Annotated in this window: 18 protein-coding genes and 4 pseudogenes; 14 read left to right on the top strand and 8 right to left on the bottom strand. The window is 42.1% G+C overall.

The features are described from left to right. Positions 1-218: 218 nt before the first annotated feature. Positions 219-1,127 carry a fructokinase gene (gene mak, locus Xentx_RS15115; protein ID WP_074021164.1) on the bottom strand — a complete coding sequence of 303 codons (909 nt, stop codon included), beginning with the start codon at positions 1,125-1,127 and terminating at the stop codon, positions 219-221. 170 nt (positions 1,128-1,297) lie between these two features. Here mak and rdgC point away from each other — a divergent pair, with 170 nt between their 5' ends. After that, positions 1,298-2,209: a recombination-associated protein RdgC gene (gene rdgC, locus Xentx_RS15110; RefSeq protein ID WP_074021162.1), complete on the top strand. Its 912-nt coding sequence runs from the start codon at positions 1,298-1,300 to the stop codon at positions 2,207-2,209. A 49-nt stretch (positions 2,210-2,258) separates the two neighbouring features. Here rdgC and Xentx_RS15105 read toward each other — a convergent pair whose 3' ends face one another. Then, the gene (locus Xentx_RS15105) at positions 2,259-3,410 is read right to left on the bottom strand and encodes a porin (RefSeq protein ID WP_074021161.1); all 1,152 of its coding nucleotides are present in this window, start codon (positions 3,408-3,410) and stop codon (positions 2,259-2,261) included. Between the two features lie 309 nt (positions 3,411-3,719). Between Xentx_RS15105 and Xentx_RS19625 the strand changes: the two are divergent. The 3 genes and pseudogenes from Xentx_RS19625 to Xentx_RS15090 all read left to right on the top strand — a co-directional run. Further along, positions 3,720-3,851: pseudogene (locus Xentx_RS19625) on the top strand (type II toxin-antitoxin system RelE/ParE family toxin); the annotation flags it as partial. Beyond that, positions 3,851-3,949 (top strand): annotated as a pseudogene (locus tag Xentx_RS15095) (helix-turn-helix transcriptional regulator); the annotation flags it as partial. The pseudogenes Xentx_RS19625 and Xentx_RS15095, both read left to right, overlap by 1 nt. Positions 3,950-4,304: 355 nt before the next feature. After that, positions 4,305-7,349: an inverse autotransporter beta domain-containing protein gene (locus Xentx_RS15090; RefSeq protein WP_167366764.1), complete on the top strand. Its 3,045-nt coding sequence runs from the start codon at positions 4,305-4,307 to the stop codon at positions 7,347-7,349. A 105-nt stretch (positions 7,350-7,454) separates the two neighbouring features. Here Xentx_RS15090 and Xentx_RS15085 read toward each other — a convergent pair. Next, positions 7,455-7,586, bottom strand: a pseudogene (locus Xentx_RS15085) (PLP-dependent transferase); the annotation flags it as partial. 81 nt (positions 7,587-7,667) lie between these two features. Here Xentx_RS15085 and Xentx_RS15080 point away from each other — a divergent pair. Together Xentx_RS15080 and Xentx_RS15075 are read left to right on the top strand one after the other, a co-directional pair. Then, a complete protein-coding gene (locus tag Xentx_RS15080) occupies positions 7,668-8,018 on the top strand; it encodes a type II toxin-antitoxin system RelE/ParE family toxin (RefSeq protein ID WP_074021155.1) in 351 nt (116 codons plus the stop codon). 6 nt (positions 8,019-8,024) lie between these two features. Further along, the gene (locus Xentx_RS15075) at positions 8,025-8,327 is read left to right on the top strand and encodes an XRE family transcriptional regulator (protein ID WP_074021154.1); all 303 of its coding nucleotides are present in this window, start codon (positions 8,025-8,027) and stop codon (positions 8,325-8,327) included. An 85-nt stretch (positions 8,328-8,412) separates the two neighbouring features. On the opposite strand, the gene Xentx_RS15070 is transcribed toward Xentx_RS15075, so the two are convergent. From Xentx_RS15070 to Xentx_RS15050, 5 genes are all read right to left on the bottom strand, one after another. Further along, the gene (locus Xentx_RS15070; RefSeq protein ID WP_074021152.1) at positions 8,413-9,693 is read right to left on the bottom strand and encodes a bifunctional O-acetylhomoserine aminocarboxypropyltransferase/cysteine synthase; all 1,281 of its coding nucleotides are present in this window, start codon (positions 9,691-9,693) and stop codon (positions 8,413-8,415) included. A gap of 355 nt (positions 9,694-10,048) precedes the next feature. Then, positions 10,049-10,936 (bottom strand): Thoeris anti-defense Tad2 family protein, encoded by an 888-nt coding sequence (locus Xentx_RS15065; protein WP_074021150.1) that lies wholly within the window; start codon positions 10,934-10,936, stop codon positions 10,049-10,051. Between the two features lie 463 nt (positions 10,937-11,399). Beyond that, positions 11,400-11,663: a DUF7823 domain-containing protein gene (locus Xentx_RS15060; protein WP_074021149.1), complete on the bottom strand. Its 264-nt coding sequence runs from the start codon at positions 11,661-11,663 to the stop codon at positions 11,400-11,402. Positions 11,664-11,682: 19 nt separating this feature from the next. Then, positions 11,683-12,015, bottom strand: coding sequence for a Thoeris anti-defense Tad2 family protein (locus Xentx_RS15055; RefSeq protein ID WP_074021147.1), 333 nt, complete (start codon positions 12,013-12,015; stop codon positions 11,683-11,685). Between the two features lie 464 nt (positions 12,016-12,479). Continuing rightward, complete coding sequence (locus Xentx_RS15050) at positions 12,480-13,229, bottom strand: Thoeris anti-defense Tad2 family protein (protein WP_074021146.1); 750 nt, start codon at positions 13,227-13,229, stop codon at positions 12,480-12,482. 510 nt (positions 13,230-13,739) lie between these two features. Here Xentx_RS15050 and Xentx_RS15045 point away from each other — a divergent pair. The 8 genes and pseudogenes from Xentx_RS15045 to Xentx_RS15010 form a co-directional block, all read left to right on the top strand. Beyond that, a pseudogene (locus tag Xentx_RS15045) lies at positions 13,740-14,544 on the top strand (Rpn family recombination-promoting nuclease/putative transposase); the annotation flags it as partial. Positions 14,545-14,732: 188 nt separating this feature from the next. After that, positions 14,733-15,521, top strand: a complete 789-nt coding sequence (locus tag Xentx_RS15040) for an SDR family oxidoreductase (protein WP_074021144.1) — start codon at positions 14,733-14,735, stop codon at positions 15,519-15,521. A gap of 38 nt (positions 15,522-15,559) precedes the next feature. Further along, entirely contained in the window at positions 15,560-16,804 is a 1,245-nt protein-coding gene (locus Xentx_RS15035; RefSeq protein ID WP_074021142.1) for a styrene monooxygenase/indole monooxygenase family protein, read from the top strand. 13 nt (positions 16,805-16,817) lie between these two features. Further along, positions 16,818-17,372: a flavin reductase family protein gene (locus Xentx_RS15030; RefSeq protein WP_074021141.1), complete on the top strand. Its 555-nt coding sequence runs from the start codon at positions 16,818-16,820 to the stop codon at positions 17,370-17,372. A gap of 33 nt (positions 17,373-17,405) precedes the next feature. Further along, positions 17,406-18,206 carry a cyclase family protein gene (locus Xentx_RS15025; RefSeq protein ID WP_074021139.1) on the top strand — a complete coding sequence of 267 codons (801 nt, stop codon included), beginning with the start codon at positions 17,406-17,408 and terminating at the stop codon, positions 18,204-18,206. Then, the gene (locus Xentx_RS15020; RefSeq protein ID WP_074021138.1) at positions 18,203-19,804 is read left to right on the top strand and encodes a phytoene desaturase family protein; all 1,602 of its coding nucleotides are present in this window, start codon (positions 18,203-18,205) and stop codon (positions 19,802-19,804) included. The genes Xentx_RS15025 and Xentx_RS15020 overlap by 4 nt, the downstream gene beginning before the upstream one ends. A 59-nt stretch (positions 19,805-19,863) precedes the next feature. Beyond that, on the top strand, positions 19,864-20,769 hold the full coding sequence (locus tag Xentx_RS15015) for a SphA family protein (protein ID WP_083601009.1): 906 nt from the start codon (positions 19,864-19,866) through the stop codon (positions 20,767-20,769). Positions 20,770-21,028: 259 nt separating this feature from the next. Further along, a complete protein-coding gene (locus tag Xentx_RS15010) occupies positions 21,029-22,762 on the top strand; it encodes an ABC-F family ATP-binding cassette domain-containing protein (protein WP_074021136.1) in 1,734 nt (577 codons plus the stop codon). Positions 22,763-22,776: the final 14 nt, after the last annotated feature.

Genomic DNA, 22,776 nt, shown 5'->3' with positions numbered 1-22,776 from the left:
AAATAATTTGTCTTTTTTATCACCTAATAATTAATAAATTTAAAGTTATATGCGATATTTTATTCATTAACCAACAAATATATTCTCATTACTATGAAAGTATTCTTCATAAATATAATGAATAGTTTGATTTATTATTCCCATTATTACCTGTAACATGGATAGCGAATTAACTTATTAGATTAAAAGTTTAACTTAAGTCAGTCTTTAATAAATCATTATTGTTGGGGCCATAACCAGGCCGCACCACGTACACCACTAGAATCCCCATGCACGGCTTTTCTGATTGGTGTTGCACACTCTCCACCAAAAACCCACTCTTTGACTAAATCAGGCAACGTTTGGTAAAGGCGATCAACATTACTCATACCACCACCGAGCACAATGACATCCGGATCCAATAAATTAATCACCTGTGCCAATGCTCGCGCCAAACGCCTTTCATAACGGCGCATCGCCAATTCCGCGAACTTATCTCCCTGGGTCAACGCCTCTATGATTCCATTACCTTTTTTCTGCACTCCGCTCAAGCGGAAGTAATCTGTCATAAATCCGGTGCCTGACACAAATGTCTCAGTACATCCTGGTTTGCCACAAAAACAGCGCACTTCATCCTGATATACGCGATCTTCTTCATCCATCCACGGTAATGGATTATGCCCCCATTCCCCTGCCAATCCATTGCCACCAGCATGAACCCGCCCCTCAAATGCGATGCCTGAGCCGCAACCTGTTCCAATGATAACAGCAAATACCATTGGCATACCTTCACCCGCACCATCAGTAGCTTCTGATACCGCCAGACAATTGGCATCGTTAGCGATACGCACTTCACGCCCTAACAAAGCGGCTATATCCTTATCCAATATCTTGCCATTCAACCAAACTGAGTTGGCATTTTTTACTTTTCCGGTAAAAGGCGAAATTGCGCCAGGAATGCCAATCCCTACAGTTCCTTGCTGTCCGGTTGCTTGTTCCGCATCAATAATCAATCCAACAATGGCTGCCAATGTTTTCTGATAATCATTACGGGGAGTATCCACCCGTTTACGAAATAACTCTTCTCCCTGATCGCCTAATGCAATCACTTCAATCTTGGTGCCACCAAGATCAATTCCTATACGCATAACTTACTTTTCCTATTTAACGGGACGACGCTTTTCATTATATGAGAATAAGACAGTGATGATATGAAACGAATGAAGTTCTAGGGCTTCGTCACATGATTCGTTATCATGCAGCTTTATTTTTTTAAGATGACATTTTGTCACGATGCGCAACAATATGGGGTAACTGCATGTTATGGTTTAAAAATTTAATGATTTACCGTTTAAACCGAGAGATCTCCCTTTCGGCGGATGAACTGGAAAAACAATTAAGCCCATTGGCATTCACTCCATGTGGCAGCCAGGATATGATGAAAACTGGCTGGGTTTCTCCAATGGGTTCCCACGGTGAAGCATTAACCCATGCTTCCGGCAATCAAATTCTGATCTGCGCACGCAAAGAAGAAAAAATGTTACCTTCTCCGGTGATTAAACAGGAATTACAGACCAAAATAGCCCGTCTGGAAGGTGAACAACATCGCAAACTGAAAAAAACAGAGAAAGATTCACTGAAAGATGAAGTCATTCATACACTGTTGCCAAGAGCATTCAGCCGTTTCAGCCAAACCTATATTTGGATCGATACCGTCAACCATTTGATCATCGTTGATACCGCCAGCGCAAAACGGGCTGAAGATAATCTGGCACTGCTGAGAAAAACATTGGGATCATTGCCTGTTGTTCCTCTTACTTTCACCAACCCCATTGAATTGACGCTAACCGAATGGGTACGTTCAGGTGATCTTCCTACAGGTTATGCTCTGATGGATGAAGCCGAGCTTAAAGCCATTCTGGAAGAAGGTGGAGTGATCCGCTGTAAGAAACAGGATTTGGTTTCAGACGAAATTGCGACACATATTGAATTCGGCAAATATGTCACTAAGCTGGCCTTAGATTGGGAAGAACGTATTCAATTTATGCTGTCAGACGATGGCACTTTCAAGCGCATTAAATTTAGCGAAACTTTACGTGAACAAAATGATGATATTGATCGTGAAGATGTTGCCCAACGATTCGATGCTGATTTTACCTTAATAACAGGGGAACTCAGTACGCTAATCAAAAATACGATTGATGCACTCGGCGGCGAAGCCGAAAGGTAATCACAAGTGAACTGCCTCAAATCCATTGAGGCAGTTCGATATAATATAATTAGAAGCGATAAACCAAACCAACACCAAAGACGTCGTCAGTGCTGATCTTCGCTTTCTTGGTGAAATCATTGTCTTTCAATAAGTTGAACTGATATTCAGCATACGTGCCCATATTCTTGTTGAAATTATAGAAGGCACCGACTGAAATATATTTCACTAAATCTTCAGATCCCTTGTCTGTCAGTATGCTCTTGCCAACCAGGTCATTACCCAGATCTTTACCTTTGGAATAAACAAACCCGACAGAGGGACGCAAACCAAAATCAAACTGATACTGAGCCGTCAGCTCAATGTTTTGGGTTTTATTGGCAAACATTGTGTAATTATCCACGGAACTGCCAAATCTGGTTAAGTTACGGGCTTCACCATACATAGCCGCTAGATAGACATTATCTTTGTCATACTTAGCAGAAACGATCCATGTTTCGGCTTTATTCCCTTTTGCCAGAACCTTAGCTGCATCAGAACCCACTTTCTGTGCCGAAGTACGGTTAGAGTTACCGTATGACGCCCCAATATTGAAGCCATTACCAAAATCATAGGTGCTGGAAAGGCCAAAACCATCACCATTTTGTCTTGCAACATCGCTACGGCTATTTTTAGTGCCGTCATCATTTTTAGCTTGATACTGCAAGGCAAAATTCAGGCCATTCACCAAACCAAAAAAGTCAGTGTTACGGTATGTTAATAACCCTGTTGACCGCCCCATTAGGAAGTTATCGGTTGCGGCCATGGCATCACCACCAAATATTGGCAATACATCTGTCCATGCGTTGGCATCATAAACTACACCATAATTGCGCCCATAATCCAGCGAACCATATTCGCCAAATTTCAGCCCAGCGAAAGCCAAACGAGTTTTGGTGTTTGCTCCACTCTCCACTTCTGTTCCATTGGCACCCATGTTGTATTCCCAGCGCCCGAAGCCAGTTAGGGTATCAGTAATTTGGGTTGAACCTTTAATACCGATACGACCAACAGAACCATCACCAGAACCAGACTGTTTGTCTTTGGAGAATGTTCTTTGAACATCGGCCTTTCCATATAAATCTATTTTATTACCATCTTTATTATAAATTTCAGCAGCATTTGCAGCTCCTGTAATAAGCAGTACCGGAATTGCCATTGCGAGTGCGTTGTGTTTTATCATCATCATAATCCTCATTGGGCTTGTTATTATTGAGCCACCGCCAAAAGATCCTTATCCCAAGAACGACTTGCTCAGGAATAGTCAATAATCAGGTGAGTGGAATATTTTACTTACTTTAGTTAATTTAATGTTAAATTTGTAGCAAATAATGGTGATATTAAGATCTAGCAAAACCTTTTGCTAACAAAAATTAGCAAAAAATGCCATTTTGTGATAAATATCACATTATAGGAATATTTTCTATAATTCAACAATATTAATTATGAAAATAAATTATTAAAAACAGTACGTTATAAATAATGTATATCCGGATACAGACTACACCCGTTAACTGGAGATAGGGAGGGTCAATGGTCGGTTACTGTGTCAGGGAATTTGCGTGTGACATCCGAGTTTATTGATGGTGACGCATATTTGTTAACTATAGAGGATTATCACTAATGAAGATGTTTAACCCACCCCATCCAGGTGAAGTTATTGCCGATGCTTTAGAAGAGTTGGGATTAGATATTCGTGATCTTGCCAGGGAGTTAGATGTTGTATCTTGATATTTATTACTAAATAATTCTTTTTAAAAAATAAAATATAAAAATCCCAAGATTAAAATCCAATATTCCATTGAATACCAAGCCTAACTTATTATTCTAATTCCCCCCTCATGTAATAACCTGATATTTGAAACAGAAAGTGATAACTTTTTCTTATCAGCTAATAAAAAATTTTCATTAAGCAGATTAGCAATAAGTCACCTAATGTATCTTAAGTGCACAAAAAGATTAATTTTTTATTCTTATCCAGTGTTGGGACATCAAATATTCCATGAGGTACTTATATATGGGCTCATATATTAGTAATAAGTTCATTCGGTTTTTTATATATATAGGTTCTTTGTTTTTGCCATTTATAGCAACGAATGCATCTGCTATAGGTGAAAAAAACACTGAACAGCAAACGCAGGCAGTGGCAACTGAAAATCAGTTAGATAATAGGGGTGATGAAACAGCAGGTTTAATTGCGAAAAATATTCAGACGGTAAGTCGGGTTCTGTCGTCTTCACCTTCCCAACTTACCGAACAAGCTAAATCCTACGCGTTAGGAAAACTCAATGGAACGATATCCAGCGAGACACAAAAATGGTTATCACAGTTTGGGACAGCCAGAATTAATTTTGCCCTTGATAGAAAAGGCAAATTGGATAATGGCTCTCTGGATATGTTGCTTCCGCTTTATGACAATAAAGCCGATTGGTTGGTTTTCTCCCAATTTGGTTATCGCCATAAAGACAGCCGTCATACCGTGAATGTCGGTTTGGGGGGACGCTATTTTACGCCTCATTGGATGTACGGGCTGAATACTTTCTTTGACCATGATGTCACTGGTAAAAACCAGCGCCTCGGTGTAGGGGCAGAAGCCTGGACAGATTATGTCAAACTTTCTGCCAATTCATACTGGCGTCTGACTGAATGGCGTCAGTCATTGAAAAATCATGATTGGGAAGAGCGTCCTGCCAACGGTTTTGATCTTCAAGGTGAATTTTATTTACCCGCTTACCCGAACCTGGGGGGTAAGTTAGGCTTTGAACAATACTTTGGTGATAACGTTGCTTTGTTCAATCGTGATAGCAAACAGAAAAACCCCAGCCTGGGCAGAGTTGGACTGAATTATACACCGATCCCATTGGTGACAATGGGAGTAGATTACAAATATGGGGGCAGCGGACATAGTGAAACTCTGTTTCAGGCCAACCTGAATTATCGCTTTGGTGTACCTTGGGGTGCGCAGTTCTCGCCTGGTAGTGTTGCTTCCATGCGTACACTGGCAGGTAGCCGTTATGACTTAGTGGAAAGAAATAACCATATTGTGCTTGATCATCGGAAGAAGCCAGATGAACTGGAATTGACGATGTCACAAAACACCATCTTTGGTTATAGCCAGCAAACATGGCCAACACCATTACCTATAACGGCTAACATAAAATCAAACGTTAAGAAACTCATATTTCAGGCAGATAATGCATTTACCCAAAATGGCGGAAGTATTTCCACTATTGGTGGCGGTAATGAGCTAGTTACGCTTGTATTGCCTAAATATATTCCTGATGGACAGAATACGCATACGGTAAATATCTTTGCGGAAGGAAATAACGGTAAGGTAAGTAAGCCCGCTATTTTGAATGTGACAGTACAGCCTTTTGTTATCAGACAATTTAAGGCTGAACAATTAACAACCTCTAATGCGGGTGCTCAGGGGGGTTATAATTTACTGGCCACTATCGCTCATGGCACCACCGATAAAGATATTATCCGCGATGGTGTGATTGATAATGTCACCTGGTCGATTGAGCCACAAAGTAAGGATGTCAGCCTGAATTGGGAAAACCCCAGCAGAACCAATTCTCAGGGGCAATTGCAGGCAACGGTAATGACCTCCCAGCCGCTGAAAGATGTGAAAGTCTTCCTGGAAATGCCTGGAATGCCAAAAACCCATGTGGGTGATATTGGCTTTAGTGGCCTGATTTCTGACTTTAAGGTTCAATCCGTGACTCCATTCGTATCTGGGCCACTTCTCGCTGGAGATAATGGCTATACCTTTACGGCCGTTGTAAAAGATAAGAACGGTGTTGCCCTGAAAAATCAGAAGGTGGATGTTAAGTGGTATCCTGAGACATTACCGGCTGGTATGAAGTGGTCGTCAGTACAAAACACTACAAATACCGAAGGGAAATTGTTTGCTACCTTAACCAGTACCAAGCCTGTAAAAGATATTAAAGTCGGTGCGTCAATTGATGGTGGAAAAACGACGACATACGCTGAAAAACCCGTGGCTTTCGTCGGTGACATTAAGATTGGCGATATTGAAGTGACACCGAATAAGGTTCTCAATGGTGACGGAAAAGAGGCTTATCTCTATAAGGCAAAAATTAAGGATGCTCATACTGATTTAGCTATACCAAATCTGACCTTTGATCACAATAAGGTGATTTGGAGCTTGGTTAATGACAAATTTGACCACAATAAACTGGTAGAGGAAGGTAAGCTGGTGTTCGGCAATAAACAGCTCACCACAGATGATCAAGGATACTTGACGACAACGTTGACCAGTTCTGTCGGTGTTGACAATGTCAATGTCAAGCTGGAGCTTGTAAATAAAGAGGGAAAACAAGAATCGATTGCTAACGCGACCGTGAAATTTATACCGGTAGATCAGCCTGTTGGGTTACGTGTTTTCAATAAGAATAATACAAGTATCGAACGTTTCTACAAGAGTGATGAAAATGGACCTCATAACCTCTTCTGGACATTAAACGCAGAGTTACGACGTGATCTAAATACTCCTCTTGTTGATCCTAACATTGAAGAAGGCAAATATACCGTAGTTTCAGGGCAAGCAGCCACCCATATGCCAGGTTCTGATAATGCGTTCAATTTTCCTTTTGATAGTATGAAAATGTCACTGACACCTACAAAGCTCAAGGCGACTGTTACTAACAAACGTACAGGGGCAATAGCTACCTACACTTATACAGTAAAGCCTCTGCGTTTTTTTAGCACATTTGATCTAGGGAAGGCGAAAGTGACTTCACAAGCAGATCATGCATGTGAGACATTTGCTATAGAGAATAATAAAGCATATAGCTATGCATCAGTGACGGTGACGGATTTGTGGCCATTATCTTCATCTTCAGCAGGTGTCCATAATGAGCAATATGGCACAACTCTACTTGAAGAGTTTTCCAATATAATGGATTGGTCTCTTATAGGTCAGACAGCGGAGTCCGAACTTGGAACTGATCTAAATAATCCCGTTATACTGGTGGCTAACAACATAAATCCAGTCAGGGACCAGAATAACTACTTTGTTGGGTTTGATGTTAAGAAACATGAAATAGTTGACAAATCAAGCGTTAATAAATTGCTAACTTGCTTGATAACACACTAACAAACCAATAGGAATAAGTAATAAAAACACAGGCTCAAAATTAGAGCCTGTGTTTATTTTTATTACATTTGCAATATTTTGATATTATCGCTCTTAACAACGATTTTACGGCATCTTTGCTGCCTCCAGCGCTTGCGCGAGGTCGGCAATAATATCATCGCTATGTTCAATACCGATGGATAAGCGAATTAAATCACGTGAAACGCCCGCTTTTACCATTTCTTCATCATTTAGCATATCATACAGAAACGAGATAAAGATCTTGACTATAGGTTTTCACCTATATAGCATTTCATCTATATTGTGTAAGGAATAATCATGTGGATCATCGAGACAACGGACACCTTTGATGAGTGGTTCTATACTCTAGATGACACCGACCGTGCCAACGTTCTGGCTTCAATGATGGTGCTTCGAAAACGAGGTCCGATGTTACCCAGGCCATACGCAGACACCGTTAAGGGTTCATTCTACAGCAACATGAAAGAGCTGCGGGTTCAAAGTAAAGGAGAACCAATCCGAGCATTCTTTGCGTTCGATCCTAAACGCAAAGGAATTCTTCTTTGTGCCGGTAACAAGAACGGAAATGAGAAAAGGTTTTACGAAATTATGATCCCGATTGCTGACCGCGAATTCACGGCGCATCTGGAGAAATTGAAGAAGGAGTAGACAATTATGGCAAGAACTCTTGACCAAATACTGGCGAGTGAAAAGCCCGAAGTTGTTGCCAACGCACAAAAAGCAGCGACTGAGATGTTGCTTAACATCCATCTGGCAGAACTTCGCGAACGCATGAATCTGACTCAAGGCGACATCGCTGTGGCCCTCGGCATTAAGCAACCGACTGTCTCCGATATGGAGAAACCTGGCCGCGATTTGAAGCTATCTTCTCTCAAACGTTACGTGGAAGCATCCGGTGGCAAGTTACGTATCGACGTAGAGTTACCCGACGGTACACACTACGGCTTTGTCGTTTAATCTAAAACACAGGCTCAAAATTAGAGCCTGTGTTTATTTTTATTACATTTGCAATATTTTGATATTACCGCTCTTAACAACGATTTTACGGCGTCTTTGCTGCCTCCAGTGCTTGCGCGAGGTCGGCAATGATATCATCGCTATGTTCGATACCGATGGATAAGCGAATTAAATCACGTGAAACGCCCGCTTTTACCATTTCTTCATCATTTAGCTGACGATGGGTTGTTGAGGCTGGATGACAAGCCAGAGATTTAGCATCACCAATATTAACCAAACGAACAATCAATTGCAGGGCATCGATAAAGCGTACACCTGCTTCTTCTCCACCTTTAATGCCGAAAGACAGAATAGACGCTGGCTTGCCCCCCATATAACGGATAGCCAAATCATGTTCAGGATGTGCAGGCAATCCCGCATAGTTCACCCAGGATACCTGAGGATGTTTTTCCAGATATTGTGCGATTTTCAGGGCGTTTTCAGTATGGCGCTCCATCCGTAACGCCAATGTTTCCAGCCCCTGTAACATCAAAAAGGCATTGAATGGCGACAAGGCTGCGCCTGTGCTACGCAGTGGCCCAACACGACAGCGAGCGATAAAGGCAGCGGCACCAAAATGTTCGGTATAGGTTATGCCGTGATACGAAGGATCTGGTGTGCCTAAAATGGCAAAACGATCCTGATGCGCCATCCAGGGGAATTTGCCTGAATCGACGATCATCCCACCAATTGAGGTGCCATGTCCGCCAATATATTTGGTCAGGGAATGGATGATAATATCGGCACCATGTTCAAATGGGCGGCATAAATAGGGCGTTGCGACTGTGTTATCGACAATAAAAGGAATGCCGTGCCGATGGGCAATATCTGCCAGCGCCTGGATATCAATGATATTCCCACTTGGGTTAGTGATGGATTCGCAATAGACGGCTTTGGTTCTTTTATCGATCAGGGTGTCAATGACAGCGAGATTGTCATGATCAACAAAACGGGTTTCAATCCCCATAGTTGGGAAACTGTGTGCCATCAGGTTATAAGTTCCGCCATATAATTTTGCGACAGAGACAATATTATCCCCGACCGTGGCGATGGTTTGTATAGCGTAAGTGATTGCCGCCATGCCCGAAGCGACCGCAAGTGCACCGATACCACCTTCCAAAGCGGCGACACGTTTTTCCAATACATCATTGGTTGGATTCATGATGCGGGAGTAAATATTACCTTCCACTTTTAAATCAAACAGATCAGCACCATGTTGGGAATCATCAAAAGCGTAGGAAGTTGTCTGGTAAATTGGGACAGCAACGGCTTTGGTTGTTGGATCGGGTGAATAACCTGCGTGGATGGATAAAGTTTCTAATTTCATTGCCATTTCCTTTAGTTAAGTGAAGTGGTACTGATGTTTGAGACTGACAATTAAAAATAGTAACGCGTTTGTTTTGACTTTGTTGATATCAAAAAATGATTCTGAATCAATAATTCAATATTACTCTCATTTTTTGCATTTTATCCGATTGCCTTACAAGAATTATCTATACCTTAAATAGTTAAAACATTTAATAAATATAAAAGGTGATTATTGATGATTGGCTCAGCATACCGCATTGATGGATTTAATATCGGTGTAAGTTAGCGTTTTTAATATATCTGCTGCCGCAATAGGGGGTAATTGCGGTGGTGGATATAAAAGGCTACAGGGGCGCAGCCTTAATTTTAGGGTATTATTTATCTAGCCAGCTAAGGCGGAAATGCTTGGTTCTACCTATGTTACCATCCATCATTTTGTTTAATTCCCAAACATCACTAGCATTTACTTGCCTAGTCTCAGATTCATAAAGTACCATGATTGTATTTCCGTTCACTTTAGGATAGAAAAGTCGTTTGTCAACGTAAAGCTCATAGATTCTATCATCGACTGTTACATAAAGATCTTTGCTAAGTAATTCTACCGTTTTCTGACAGTTATCTTCATTACAGGATACAATAAGTATTAAAATATAAGAGTACGGCTCTATCGATTCTGAGCCATCTAATCCTAATCCAAATTCAAATCCACGACTATTAACAAATCCTGTAATTTCCTTAAATATTGTCTTATTCTGGATGTTAGATAGAGTGCCAACATTATTATTCAAGTCCCAATAAACGTTCATTTTCCCTATTTCCCCTATTTCTTCGGTTGTATAACCACCATAAAAAGCCTCGCCACCATGATTACTATAAGATCCTATTTTAAGATCAAAGGATATCCAATATAGTTCTGGTATCATTATTTTCCAATCATAAGCCATTAAATCTTCTTGTGTGGGTTTCCAGGGAAGCCAATAACCATCTTTATCACTCTTTTCAATATAAGCAGAGCCATCGCCTTCACTATTCGCTACCGACTGATGGGAAAGGCGTATATGTTCTTTAGGAACATGCCAACCAGTACGATATAACAGTTGTTTTCTTACATATACATGGCTCAGTGCCCATGCGAAAGAACCGATTGGCGCAGTTACAGTTACATCACCATTAAAACCGTCAAACTGATACTGATATCGGTCAAGACTGGATAGCCATTTAAGGCTGGCATTCATATTTTCTGGTTTGTTGAGTTTAGACATAAATCCCTCACTTACTTATTCGTTAAAGTTCAAGGTAATTTCATCCTACTGTTAAACCGCTATCTAATATTACTTAGGTTAAGTTTTTATTTCAATAATGTTAGATATAAAAGCAATATATATGGAATAAAATAGGGATTTGTATTATAAAATCTGATTATCTGCTGTGATGAATATCTTTTAGGTGGTAAATTTGAAGTTTGCTGCTAAAAAATTCCTCACTGAAATATAGCTTCTTGTTCAGCCTTTATATTGATTATAAAGGTGCATCCACGAAATAGTGACAAAAGTCATGGTATCAATAGATTTAATATCGATGTGGTTTATTGTTTCTATTATAAAGATATCATGGCAATAAGGAATATTGAGGTATTGGGAGTTATTATAGCGGCAAGATATAAAGACCATGCAGGATGGCGCATAGCCTTAAATTTAGAATAGAGATTTGGGAAATTTATTTATATTACCAGCTAAGATGGAAATTTTGAGTCTTACCTATTTCCGCTATTTGATTGAATTCAGAAATATTAGCACTATATGTAGCAATTATAATAGTTTCGTGCCCTGATACATTATTGAAGGCATAATTATAAGTTTTACCATTGAGCGTTATAGAAAGACTATTTTTTAGTAATTCTGCCGCCTTCTGATATCCATCTTCATAGCAGAATACACCTACAATAACTTCATCAGAATCCCAGATAAAACCTGAAACTTCCCTAATCATCTTTATCTTATTCTGGTAATTACAACAATTTCCAATCACAAGCCATCAAATCTTCTTGAGTTGGTTTCCAGGGAAACCAATAACCATCTTGATCACTCTTCTCTATATAAGCAGGCCCATCACCATTGCCTTCACTATTATTCGCCACAGATTCATAAGCAAGGCGCATATGTTCTTTAGGGGCATTCCAACCATTACGATATAGCTGTTTTCCTAAATACACTTTGCTCAGTGCCCATGCGAAAGAACCTGCTGGTACAATGATATCTGCACCGTAATCCCTATATTGGTCAGGATTGAATGGGCATTTAAGGCTGGCATTCATATTTTCTGGTTTACTGATTTCAGACATAAATCCCTCACTTAATTATTCGTTAAAATTCAAGGTAATTTCATCCTACTGCTAAACCGCCAGATCATATTACTTAGGTTAAGCTTTTATTTCAATAATGTGAGATATAAAAGCAATTAATATGGAATAAAATAATGGTTTTTATTATATAATCCAACTATCTGCTGTGATGGATATCCGTTGGATGGTAAATTTGAAGTTTGCTGCTAAAAAATACCCTACTAAAATATAACTTCTTGCTCAGGCCTTTATGTTGGCTATAAAGGCGCATCCACGAAATAGTGACAAAAGTAATGGCTTTAATAGGTTTAATATCGATGTGGTTTATTGTTTCTATTATAAAAATATCGTGGCAATAAGGAATGTTGAGGTATTGGGAGTTATTATAGCGGCAAGACATAAAGGCCATGCTGAATGGCGCATAGCCTTAAATTTAGAATAGAGATTTGGGAAATTTATTTATATTACCAGCTAAGATGGAAATTTTGAGTCTTACCTATTTCCGCTATTTGATTGAATTCAGAAATATTACCACTATATGTAGCAATTATAATAGATTCGTGCACTGATACATTATTGAAGGCATAATTATAAGTCTTACCATTGAGCGTTATAGAAAGACTATTTTTAAGTAATTCTGCCGCCTTCTGACATCCATCTTCATAGCAAGATACGCCTACAATAACTTCATCAGAATCCCAGATAAAACCTGCAACTTCCCTAATCGTCGTTATATTATTCTGGAAATTAGATAAAGTACCACTACTCCTATTTCTTATTTTTGTCCCCCGAGGACGCATATCGTTGCTGATATATCCATTATAGATAGCGTCATCAAATAGACCCATTCCTACTTCAAGATCAAAAGACATCCAATTTGATTCTGGTAATTGCAGCAATTTCCAATCACAAGCCATCAAATCTTCTTGTATTGGTGTCCAGCGAGACCAATAACCATCTTTGTCACTCTTCTCAATATAGGCAGCTCCATCATCTGCACTGCCTACCTCTGATTTGTAAGCAAGACGCATGTGTTCTATAGGGGCATTCCAACCACTACGATGTACCTGTTTTCCCAAATACACTTTGCTCAGTGCCCATGCGAAAGAACCGGCTGGTACAATGATATCTGCACCGTAATCCCTGTATTGGTCAGGATTGAATGGGCATTTAAGGCTGGCATTCATATTTTCTGGTTTACTGAGTTCAGACATAAATCCCTCACTTAATTATTCGTTAAAATTCAAGGTAATTTCATCCTACTGCTAAACCGCCAGTTAATATTACTTAGGTTGGATTTTTATTTCAATAATATGAGATATTAAAATAATTAATATGAAATAAAATAGGGTATTTTGTTATAAAATCTGCCTATCCGCTATAGCGGAGATTAGTTGGGGTGTAAATTTGAAGTTTACTGCTAAAAAATGCCCTGCAACAGAATAAGTGGGACAGAGCTTCGTTTTGCCATCAGTTCTGTTAAAGTGGCCATCTTATCTCTCCAAATTTTCTAGATGAATTTTAAATTTTTCATCAGCAGTATTAATAATTTCTTCATAGAATAATTTTTGGTTTTGCCCTGCCTTATTACCCGCACAAAGCACAATTGCATTACTATTCGGATCAACTTCCTGAAGTTAGTGACTTTTCTAGATGGTGTAACAAAAATAGCGATATTCGACTCCAAATATCCAAATGTGTTTGAGATTGGAATATATATCTTAATTGATGATAATAGGCGTTCGAGAATGTCGGATGTCCTCTATTCGGTAAAAACGCAACAAGGTGATGGCTATATCTATGTCCTGGTTGAACACCAGTCCACCCCAGATAAAATGATGGCGTGGCGAATGATGCACTATTCGTTTATGGCCATGAATCAGCATCTGCAACAGGGAAACAAGGAACTGCCGCTGGTTGTGCCCGTTTTGTTCTACCACGGTGAGTAGCCCTTATCCTTTCCAGCAGACTTGGACGCAATGCTTTTCGTTGTCAGAATTGGCAGAAGAGCTGTACTTTAATCCGTTTCCGCTAGTCGATGTGACGGTGATTGATGATAACGAACTGGTGAATCATCGCAAAATCGCTGTGATGGAACTGGCAATGAAGCATAAAAATTTGCGGGAGGAGTTTAAGGCCGTGACCGCGTTATTGGCACAGGCTCTTAAACACAATTATAATAGTGATAACGATGTAGTTACTATCCTTAATTACCTGTTTAACACGATGGATTCACCGCATTTTGAACAGGTTATCCAACAACTGATTGAACAGACAGATCGTCATCAGGAGGTGATTGTGAGTATTGCCCAACGATTACAGGAAAAAGGCCGGAAAGAAGGTGTTCAACAAGGTATTTTACAAGGTGTTCAACAAGGTGTTCAACAAGGTGTTCAACAAGGTAGAGAAGAAGGTCAACATGAGGCGCGATTAGAAATAGCGCGTAATCTGTTAAAAAATGGTGTCAGTATTGAATTGATTATGGAAAGTACTGGCCTGAGCCGTGAAGAATTACTCTCCCTGCAATAATCCCTCACTTTATCCCTTTTTCGTATTTTCTTACCCGCATTTTGGCGGCGGGTAAGATATCAAATCTGCACTGAATGGCTATTTTCTGCATATAGCGGCTACTTGCATTTCCCTATTTCACGTAATGATACCCCTCATGATTTCTTGATTAATCACTCTGGTGGGCATATGACAAAAGGGGAACCCTTATGCAGGGCTTAAATAATAAAGTCGCTATTGTCACTGGTGGGGCTACCAAAATTGGGGCAACCGTTGCCAAGGTATTGAGTGAATATGGGGTTAAGGTCGCGATTTTTGATATTGATCAGGCAGGCGGGAAAAAAATAGCCAGCCTGCAACCGGAATCCATCCGTTTCTGGCATGTCGATATTACTGACGACAAACAACTTGCTCAGGCAATACATGAAGTTGTTACTCACTATAACCGTCTGGATTACCTCATCAACCTTGCAGCCACTTATCTGGATAATGGTGCCGATACTGGCCGTGAAACATGGCTGACCGCCTTGAATATTAATGTGATCAGTGCTGTTCGAGCCGCTCAATTTGTCCGGCCTTATCTCATTGCAGCGGGAGGTGGCGCCATTGTTAACTTCACCAGCATTTCTTCCTCAATTGCCCAGACAGGCCGCTGGTTATATCCCGCCTCGAAAGCTGCGTTGCTGCAAATCACCCGCAGTATGGCAATGGATTATGCCGCTGACCACATCCGCGTTAATTCTGTTTCACCAGGGTGGACTTGGTCACGGGTTATGGATGAGCTGACCCAGGGGAAGCGACAGAAAGCCGATAATGTTGCCGCAGATTACCATCTGCTTGGTCGTGTCGGTGATCCCGAAGAAATTGCTCAAGTCGTGGCATTTCTCTTATCAGATTTGGCGAGTTTTGTAACTGGTGCAGATTATGCCGTTGATGGTGGTTATTCAGCAATGGGACCAGAACAGGCGAAACCCGCTATTCCACGGTTGGCGGAATAGGTTCAGTTCCGCCATCCAAAACAAAAGAGGAAAATACTATGCGTCGTATCGCTATCGTCGGAGGTGGCCAAGCTGGACTGCCTCTGGCCCTTGGTCTGCTTGACAAGGGCTATCAAGTCACTGTAGTCACCAACCGCACGCCTGATGATGTTCGCAATGGTCGGGTTCTGTCAAGCCAGTGCATGTTTGATGCTTCTTTACAATTTGAACGTGATTTGGGATTGAATCAGTGGGAAACGCAATGTCCGCCCGTTGAAGGTATCGGTTTCACCGTGCCACATCCCGAAATTCCCAATGACAAGGCAATTGAATGGAGTGCACGGCTTGATAAATATGCGCAAGCTGTTGATCAACGCATTAAGATGCCATTTTGGCTGGAATTATTTGTTTCTCGGGGCGGTAATCTGGAAATTAACGATGTGGGGGTTGCTGAACTGGAACGCCTGTCTGCCAACCATGAACTGGTCATTCTGGCGGGAGGAAAAGGGGAGATTGTAAAATTGCTGGAACGCGATGCTTCACGTTCTCCATATGATACCCCTCGGCGTGCCCTGGCATTGACCTATGTGAATGGTATGTTGCCAACGCCTGAATATTCCCGTGTTTCTTTTAACCTGATCCCTGGTGTAGGGGAATATTTCGTTTTTCCTGCCCTGACACTAAATGGTCCCTGCGACATTATGGTTTTTGAAGGTATTCCAGGGGGAGCAATGGATGGCTGGCAAGAGGCCAGAACACCGCAGGCACATCTGGCCTATAGCAAACAGATCCTCAACACTTTCTTGCCGTGGGAATCTGAACGTTGTGAGCATGTGGAGCTTACTGATGAAAATGGCATTCTGGCGGGCTGTTTTGCGCCAGTGGTGCGTAAGCCAGTGCTGACTTTGCCTTCTGGTCGCCAGGTTTTTGGCCTGGGGGATGCGGTAGTGACGAATGATCCGCTGACTGGGCAAGGTTCAAATAATGCAACAAAAGCCTGCAAAGTCTATTACGAAGCCATTCTTGCCCGTGGTGATCAACCGTTTACGGCTGAATGGATGAACGATACATTTGAACAATTCTGGAAATATGGTCATTACGTTGTGGAATGGACAAACAGCCTTCTTGTCCCACCAAAGCCACATGTTCTGGAATTGTTAGCAGCTGCCCAGCGTCTGCCGACACTCGCCAGCACAATTGCCAATGCTTTCAACCACCCTCCGGTACTGTTCCCGTGGTGGGAAGATGCCCATGCCTGTGAAGAATACATCCATTCACAGCTAATTGAAGAAATTCGGGCATAAACGGGGGGATCACATGAGCATAAATACCCTGAATAACCAAATGCCGCTGTTTGATAGTGGATGGGGCGCGACCGAATTTGAAACGAGAGATTTGCGCACGCTTTTAGGCAAATATCCGACAGGTGTTGCCATTGTTGCGACGCGCACTGCTGAGGGGCGTAATGTAGGGTTGACCATCAACTCATTTGCTTCACTTTCACTGGAACCGCCTTTGGTGCTCTGGAGTTTGGTTAATCATTCACCTAATCTGTCTGTGTTCCGTGACTGTGAATATTTCACCATCAGCATCCTGAGTCATGATCATCAGGAACTGGCTTTGCGTTTTGCGAGTTCGCGGGTAGAAAATAAATTTCAGGATATTCTGGTGCAGGAAACGCCTGAAGGTATCCCTTCGATTGGGGGAGCGATCGCGACACTGGTTTGTGCTAATCACCAGCAAACGCATCTTGGCGATCACTTGCTGATGATTGGTCAGGTCAAACGAATTGCCAGTATCGAAGGTAAGCCATTGGTTTTTCATGGCGGCATGTTTACCGGTCTGCATGATGTTCACGGAAATAAAAAATAATTCTGCTGGCAAACATTCAGGAGAACATGATTAATGAATAGTCCGTTAAGTGCGTTTGTCACTGCGTTAAATCAGGGCAGTGTGAAAATCATAGACCTTACGCAGACATTGACTCCGGATTTTCCGGCCTTGCAGTTGCCTGAACAATTTGGACAAGTTTGGGCATTCAACATGGAGCGCATTTCTCACTATGACGAGCATGGTCCAGGTTGGTACTGGAACAATTTTAGTTGTGGTGAGCATACCGGAACGCATTTTGATGCGCCGATACATTGGGTAAGCGGTAAAGATCACCCAGATAACAGCGTTGATACCATTCCTTTGGATAATTTTGTGGCACCTGCTGTGGTGGTGGATGCCAGCCAGCAGGTGGCACAAGATCCAGACTGGATATTGACGGTTGAGTTTTTACAATCCTGGGAGGAACAGCATGGACATATTCCTGCCGGAGCCTGGTTGTTGTTTCGTACAGACTGGTCAAAACGGGCGGATGATCCGGTACGTTTTCTCAATATGCATGATGATGGTGCTCACACGCCAGGACCCAGTCAGGAAGCGGTGGAATGGCTGATTTATGAGCGGGATATTCGAGGATTCGGGGTAGAAACCATTAATACGGATGCGGGTCAATCTTATTCCTGGCCAGTGGCATATCCCTGTCATACGTTGATGCACGGGGCGAATAAATATGGCTTGCAGTGCCTGAAAAATCTCGATTTATTGCCACCCACGGGTGTGGTCATTATTGCGGCTCCCCTCAAGATTGGTGGTGGTTCGGGAAGCCCGCTGCGTGTTCTGGCATTGGTTGAATCTTTCTCTGGGGCGATACCATGACAGGTTCCAGGCCACAAGTGATTATTGTCGGCAGTGGCATAAACTCGTTGGTATGTGCTGCCTTGTTGGCAACATGGGGTAAATCAGTCCTGGTACTGGAACGCAATGCGGTACTTGGCGGCTGTATTCGCACGGAAGAACTTTTTTCCGGTTATACCCATGATGTGCTCTCTTGCTGGTATCCGCTGTTTTTGGGCAGTCCAGCTTATCAAGAACTCAAACCTGCGTTGGAAAAGGCAGGTTTGGAATTTCTGCAAAGCGATTATTCAACGGGGTTGATCCAACCCAATGGCAAGGGAATTGCCTTAAAGCGAGATATTCTGGCCTCAGCCGTGCGGCTTGATGAAATTGCAATGGGTGACGGAGAGACATTGACTCGCATGGCACAGCAAATCCTCCATGATGATGCCGCCCTGATCTTGGGCTTATTAGGACAAAATCCCTATGGTTTCGGGATACTCAAATTGTTGTTTTCTGAATGGCGCAAACGCGGTATTGATGGATTGAGTGAGTTTGTCGGCAGTTCGCTGGAAACTTTCCGGCGCTGGGCTGAACGTGAGTTACAGTCTGATTTTAGCCGCGCTCTGCTGGCGCCGTGGGTATTGCATACGGGATTGGGACCAGATGATGCCAGCTCTGCTCTGATAGGTAAGCTCACTTTTGCTGCTGTGGTTGCCGGCGGGATGCCAGTGGTAAAAGGTGGCAGTCTGCGCATTGTAGAAGCGCTAACAGGGATCATTGAGCAACACGGCGGTCAGCTTATCACTCATGCTAACGTTGACCGTATCATCACCCAAGGACAGGGGAAACAGCGCCGTGCTTCTGGTGTGATGGTTGCGGGGCAGATTTATCACGCCAGCGAGGCAGTGGTCTGCAATGTAACGCCCCAACAGCTTTATGGTCACTTGCTGGATAAGGTTCCCGATACGCTCCTGCAACGGGCGCGGAACTATCGTTATGGGCGCGGGGGAATGCAGGTTCATTTTGCCTTGAACGCGCCACCACCGTGGTGTGAGCCTGAATTGTGCCATGTCCCACTTGTCCATTTAACGGAGAGTATGGAACAAATCTGTTTGTCCGTGACACAGGCCAACAATGGTTATCTGCCTAGCCATCCGACACTTGCGATAGGGCAGCCAACCGTTCTTGATCCTTCCCGTGCCCCAAAGGACGGTTGGATTTTGTGGATTCAAATGCAGGAGTTGCCGACGCAGCTAAAAGGCGATGCGGCGGGAGAAATTCCTGTTCCCGCAGATGGTAAATGGAATGAGGTTATCCGCGAAGCAGTTGCGGATCGGGTACAGGCTCGTCTGGAAACGGTGATGCCGGGTTTTTCATCCTCAATTGTTGGCCGTAAAGCCTATTCTCCGGCGGATTTACAGGCATTGAACTGTAATTTATCAGGGGGCGATCCCTATTCAGGTATGTGTTCACCTGATCAATTTTTCTGGCTACGTCCGTTTGCTCCTGCGCAAGGTGCAAAGGCGCATCAAACACCTGTCAATAACGTGTTTCACATTGGGGCTTCAACCCATCCGGGTCCCGGATTAAGTGGGACTTCCGGCTATCTTGTCGCCCGCCGACTTGCGCGACGCTGATTAAGGTAGCCAATCATTTCATTTTTTATCAATTCATCTCTTACAGAGAGGAGGATTATATGACGTCAAAATTCAGACGGCTCTTTTATGCAGCGGTTTTATCACTGTCAGGTTTTTGGGCTATGGTAAGTCATTCCGCTATGGCAACAGAAGGTGGTGTTGGCGCTTATCCTGATGGTCTGGATAATTATTTGTCCGGTGCTTTACCGCCAGCAGGTGTTCATGCCCTGTTTTATGGTGGCAATATTCACTATAACAAGCTGAGGGGAAATCACGGCGATTTGATCCCTGTTCCTGGCTTTAAAGTCAATGTGAACGTCCTTGCCCCTCGGTTGGTTTGGGTGACTGAAAAGCAGGTCTTTGGCGGCCAACTAGCTTATCATGCCATCTTGCCGCTATTGGATGTCACCGCTAACGCTGCTGGCAAACATGACAACAGCAAAGGGATAGGGGATATCACTTTTGGCCCCGCCTTGGGTTACCATCCCGCGCCAGATTTGGCTTATGTTATTGGCTTGAATATTAACGCGCCGACAGGCCACTATAACCGCAATGATCTTGCCAACCTGGGAAAAAACTATTGGACAGCCCAGCCTGTTTGGGCGATCAGCTATTTCCCTGTTATCGGCATCAATGCAGATTTAAAAGTGATGTATGATGTCAACTTCCGTAACAAGGATACCAAAACAACTTCCGGCCAGGCACTTCATGCAGATTATGCACTGGGTTGGGGATTTGGCAACGGTTTGGTCGTGGGCGTTGGCGGCTATGCTTTTCAGCAGGCCACTCATGATAGTGGGCCAAATTCCGCAAAGGGTAAAGCAAAGGCGGTTGGTTTTGGTCCTTCCATTCGCTATGCCAATGATAAAGGCTGGCTGGTTACTTTGAAGTGGCAAAAAGATTTTGTCGTCAGTAATCGCCCATCGGGTTCTCAAATTTTCTTAAAAGCGGCCATTCCATTTTAAGGGGGCATCTATTTATAAAGGGATAGCAAATAACGTGGTTACAAATAAAAATAAACGCTGCTCAATAATATGAGTAGCGTTTATTTTTATAAATTAGTTACTCGAATAAATAATTACATTAAAATACAAAAAACTTCGCAGTTATCCCTTCATTTATTATGATGAAAACTTGACCTGACTTTTCTTTGAATATATAAGTTTTGACTTGAAATAATCAACATTCTGAGATTAATAAAGGTCTTACGATGGGGACATAAAAATGTCAACGCTGATTCATTGTAATAAAGTTAACTTTAGTATTAATTCAAAGCCATTATTTAGTCGTCTCTCCATAACTATTAAAGAAAACGACAAAATTGCTTTGGTTGGTTATAACGGCACGGGAAAAACCCATTTACTTAAACTACTGGCAGGCATTGAAAAGCCGGATGATGGGGTCATCGAATATGCTAATGGTTTGAGATTGGAGATGGTATCTCAGTTTATTGACGACGCATTGCTTGAGATGACCTTGTTTGAATCTATCTCTCAGAAAGTAAAAAAAATAGATGAATATGGTGATTATAAAGCAGTATCCATGCTTTATGATTTTGGTTTTCATGGTACTGATTTTACTACAAAAGTTGCTGATCTCAGTGGTGGACAAAAAACAAAATTGATGTTTGCCATGAGTGCGATTGTAGAACCCGATATTATTTTATTTGACGAACCCAGTAACCATTTGGATGCTAATACCCTGGAATTTTTTAAGGATTACTTTAATAAAAGTCTAAAGAGTGCTTTTATTCTTGTTTCCCACGACCGAAATTTTTTGGATAACGTCACCAACCAGACGATTTTCTTGCGTGACCAACAATTGACGGCTTTTTCCCTGCCATTTAGCCAGGCATTTACTGCTTTGCAAGAAAAAGATGAAGCGGATGCTTTGCGTTTGAAAGCGGAAGAAAAGAACATTCAGCGCATACAGGAGAGTGCTAAGCGTTTGGCATTATGGGGAAAAATTCACGATAACGAAAAATTTGCCAGAAAAGCCAAATCGATGGAAAAACGGGCGGAAAAACTCGAAAAGAGTAAAACCAAAATAACCGAAGGGGAAACCTATCGATTATCGTTGGATACCGACTCGATAAAATCGAAAAATATGTTGCAAATTGGGGAAAGATGGATTGGATATCACCAGGATGGACAGTTTAATCCTTTATTTTCAATTAATGGCTTATATATCCGCCCCGGAGATAGAATCGCCTTATTAGGTGATAATGGTGTGGGGAAATCCACCTTGATTCATACGCTGGTTGAGGACTATAACAAGGCCACAAATACCTTCTCCCCGCAGTGTAATCTGGGTTATCTCGATCAGGAATTGGAAAAAATCCCGCTGAACGAATCGATCTTCGATGCAGTCAGAAATAACACGCCGAATATCGATAATATCACCTGTAAACAGCAACTGATTGCGACAGGTTTTAAGTATGCAGATTTTAATCAATTGGTGGGGCGATTAAGTGGTGGTGAACGTTCTCGATTAATGTTTTTGATCTTGAAATTAAATAAACACAATTTCCTCATCCTCGATGAGCCAACAAACCACCTGGATATTTTTGGCAAAATGGAATTGGAGAATGAGTTAATTAATAACGAGATGACGATATTAATCACTTCGCATGATAGGGCGTTTATTGATAACGTCGCTAACCGTTTTTGGCTGATTAACAACGGTAAACTGGAAGAGGTCACATCCAGTGATGGGTATTATCAGCTTCTTAATGAAAAAGTGATCCCTTATCAAAAAGAAGTGGTTAAGGATCAGGAAAGCATTCCTGATCCTGATGGAGAGGAAGTATTGGTGAATGAGGAAGAGATCCTGCAACGCATTGTAATATTGGAGCAAAATCTGGCGCAGGATTTAGCGAGAAAACCAAAACATCAGAAACCCAAAAATCAGGCGGTATGGGAAAAGGAAATTGAGAGACTTTATGCAATGTTAGGATAATATTCAGTGCATCA

This window comes from Xenorhabdus thuongxuanensis (assembly GCF_001908095.1).
Lineage (GTDB): Bacteria > Pseudomonadota > Gammaproteobacteria > Enterobacterales > Enterobacteriaceae > Xenorhabdus > Xenorhabdus thuongxuanensis.
The sequence above is the reverse complement of the archived record's forward strand: the minus strand, read 5'-3'. Positions and strand labels throughout refer to the sequence as shown.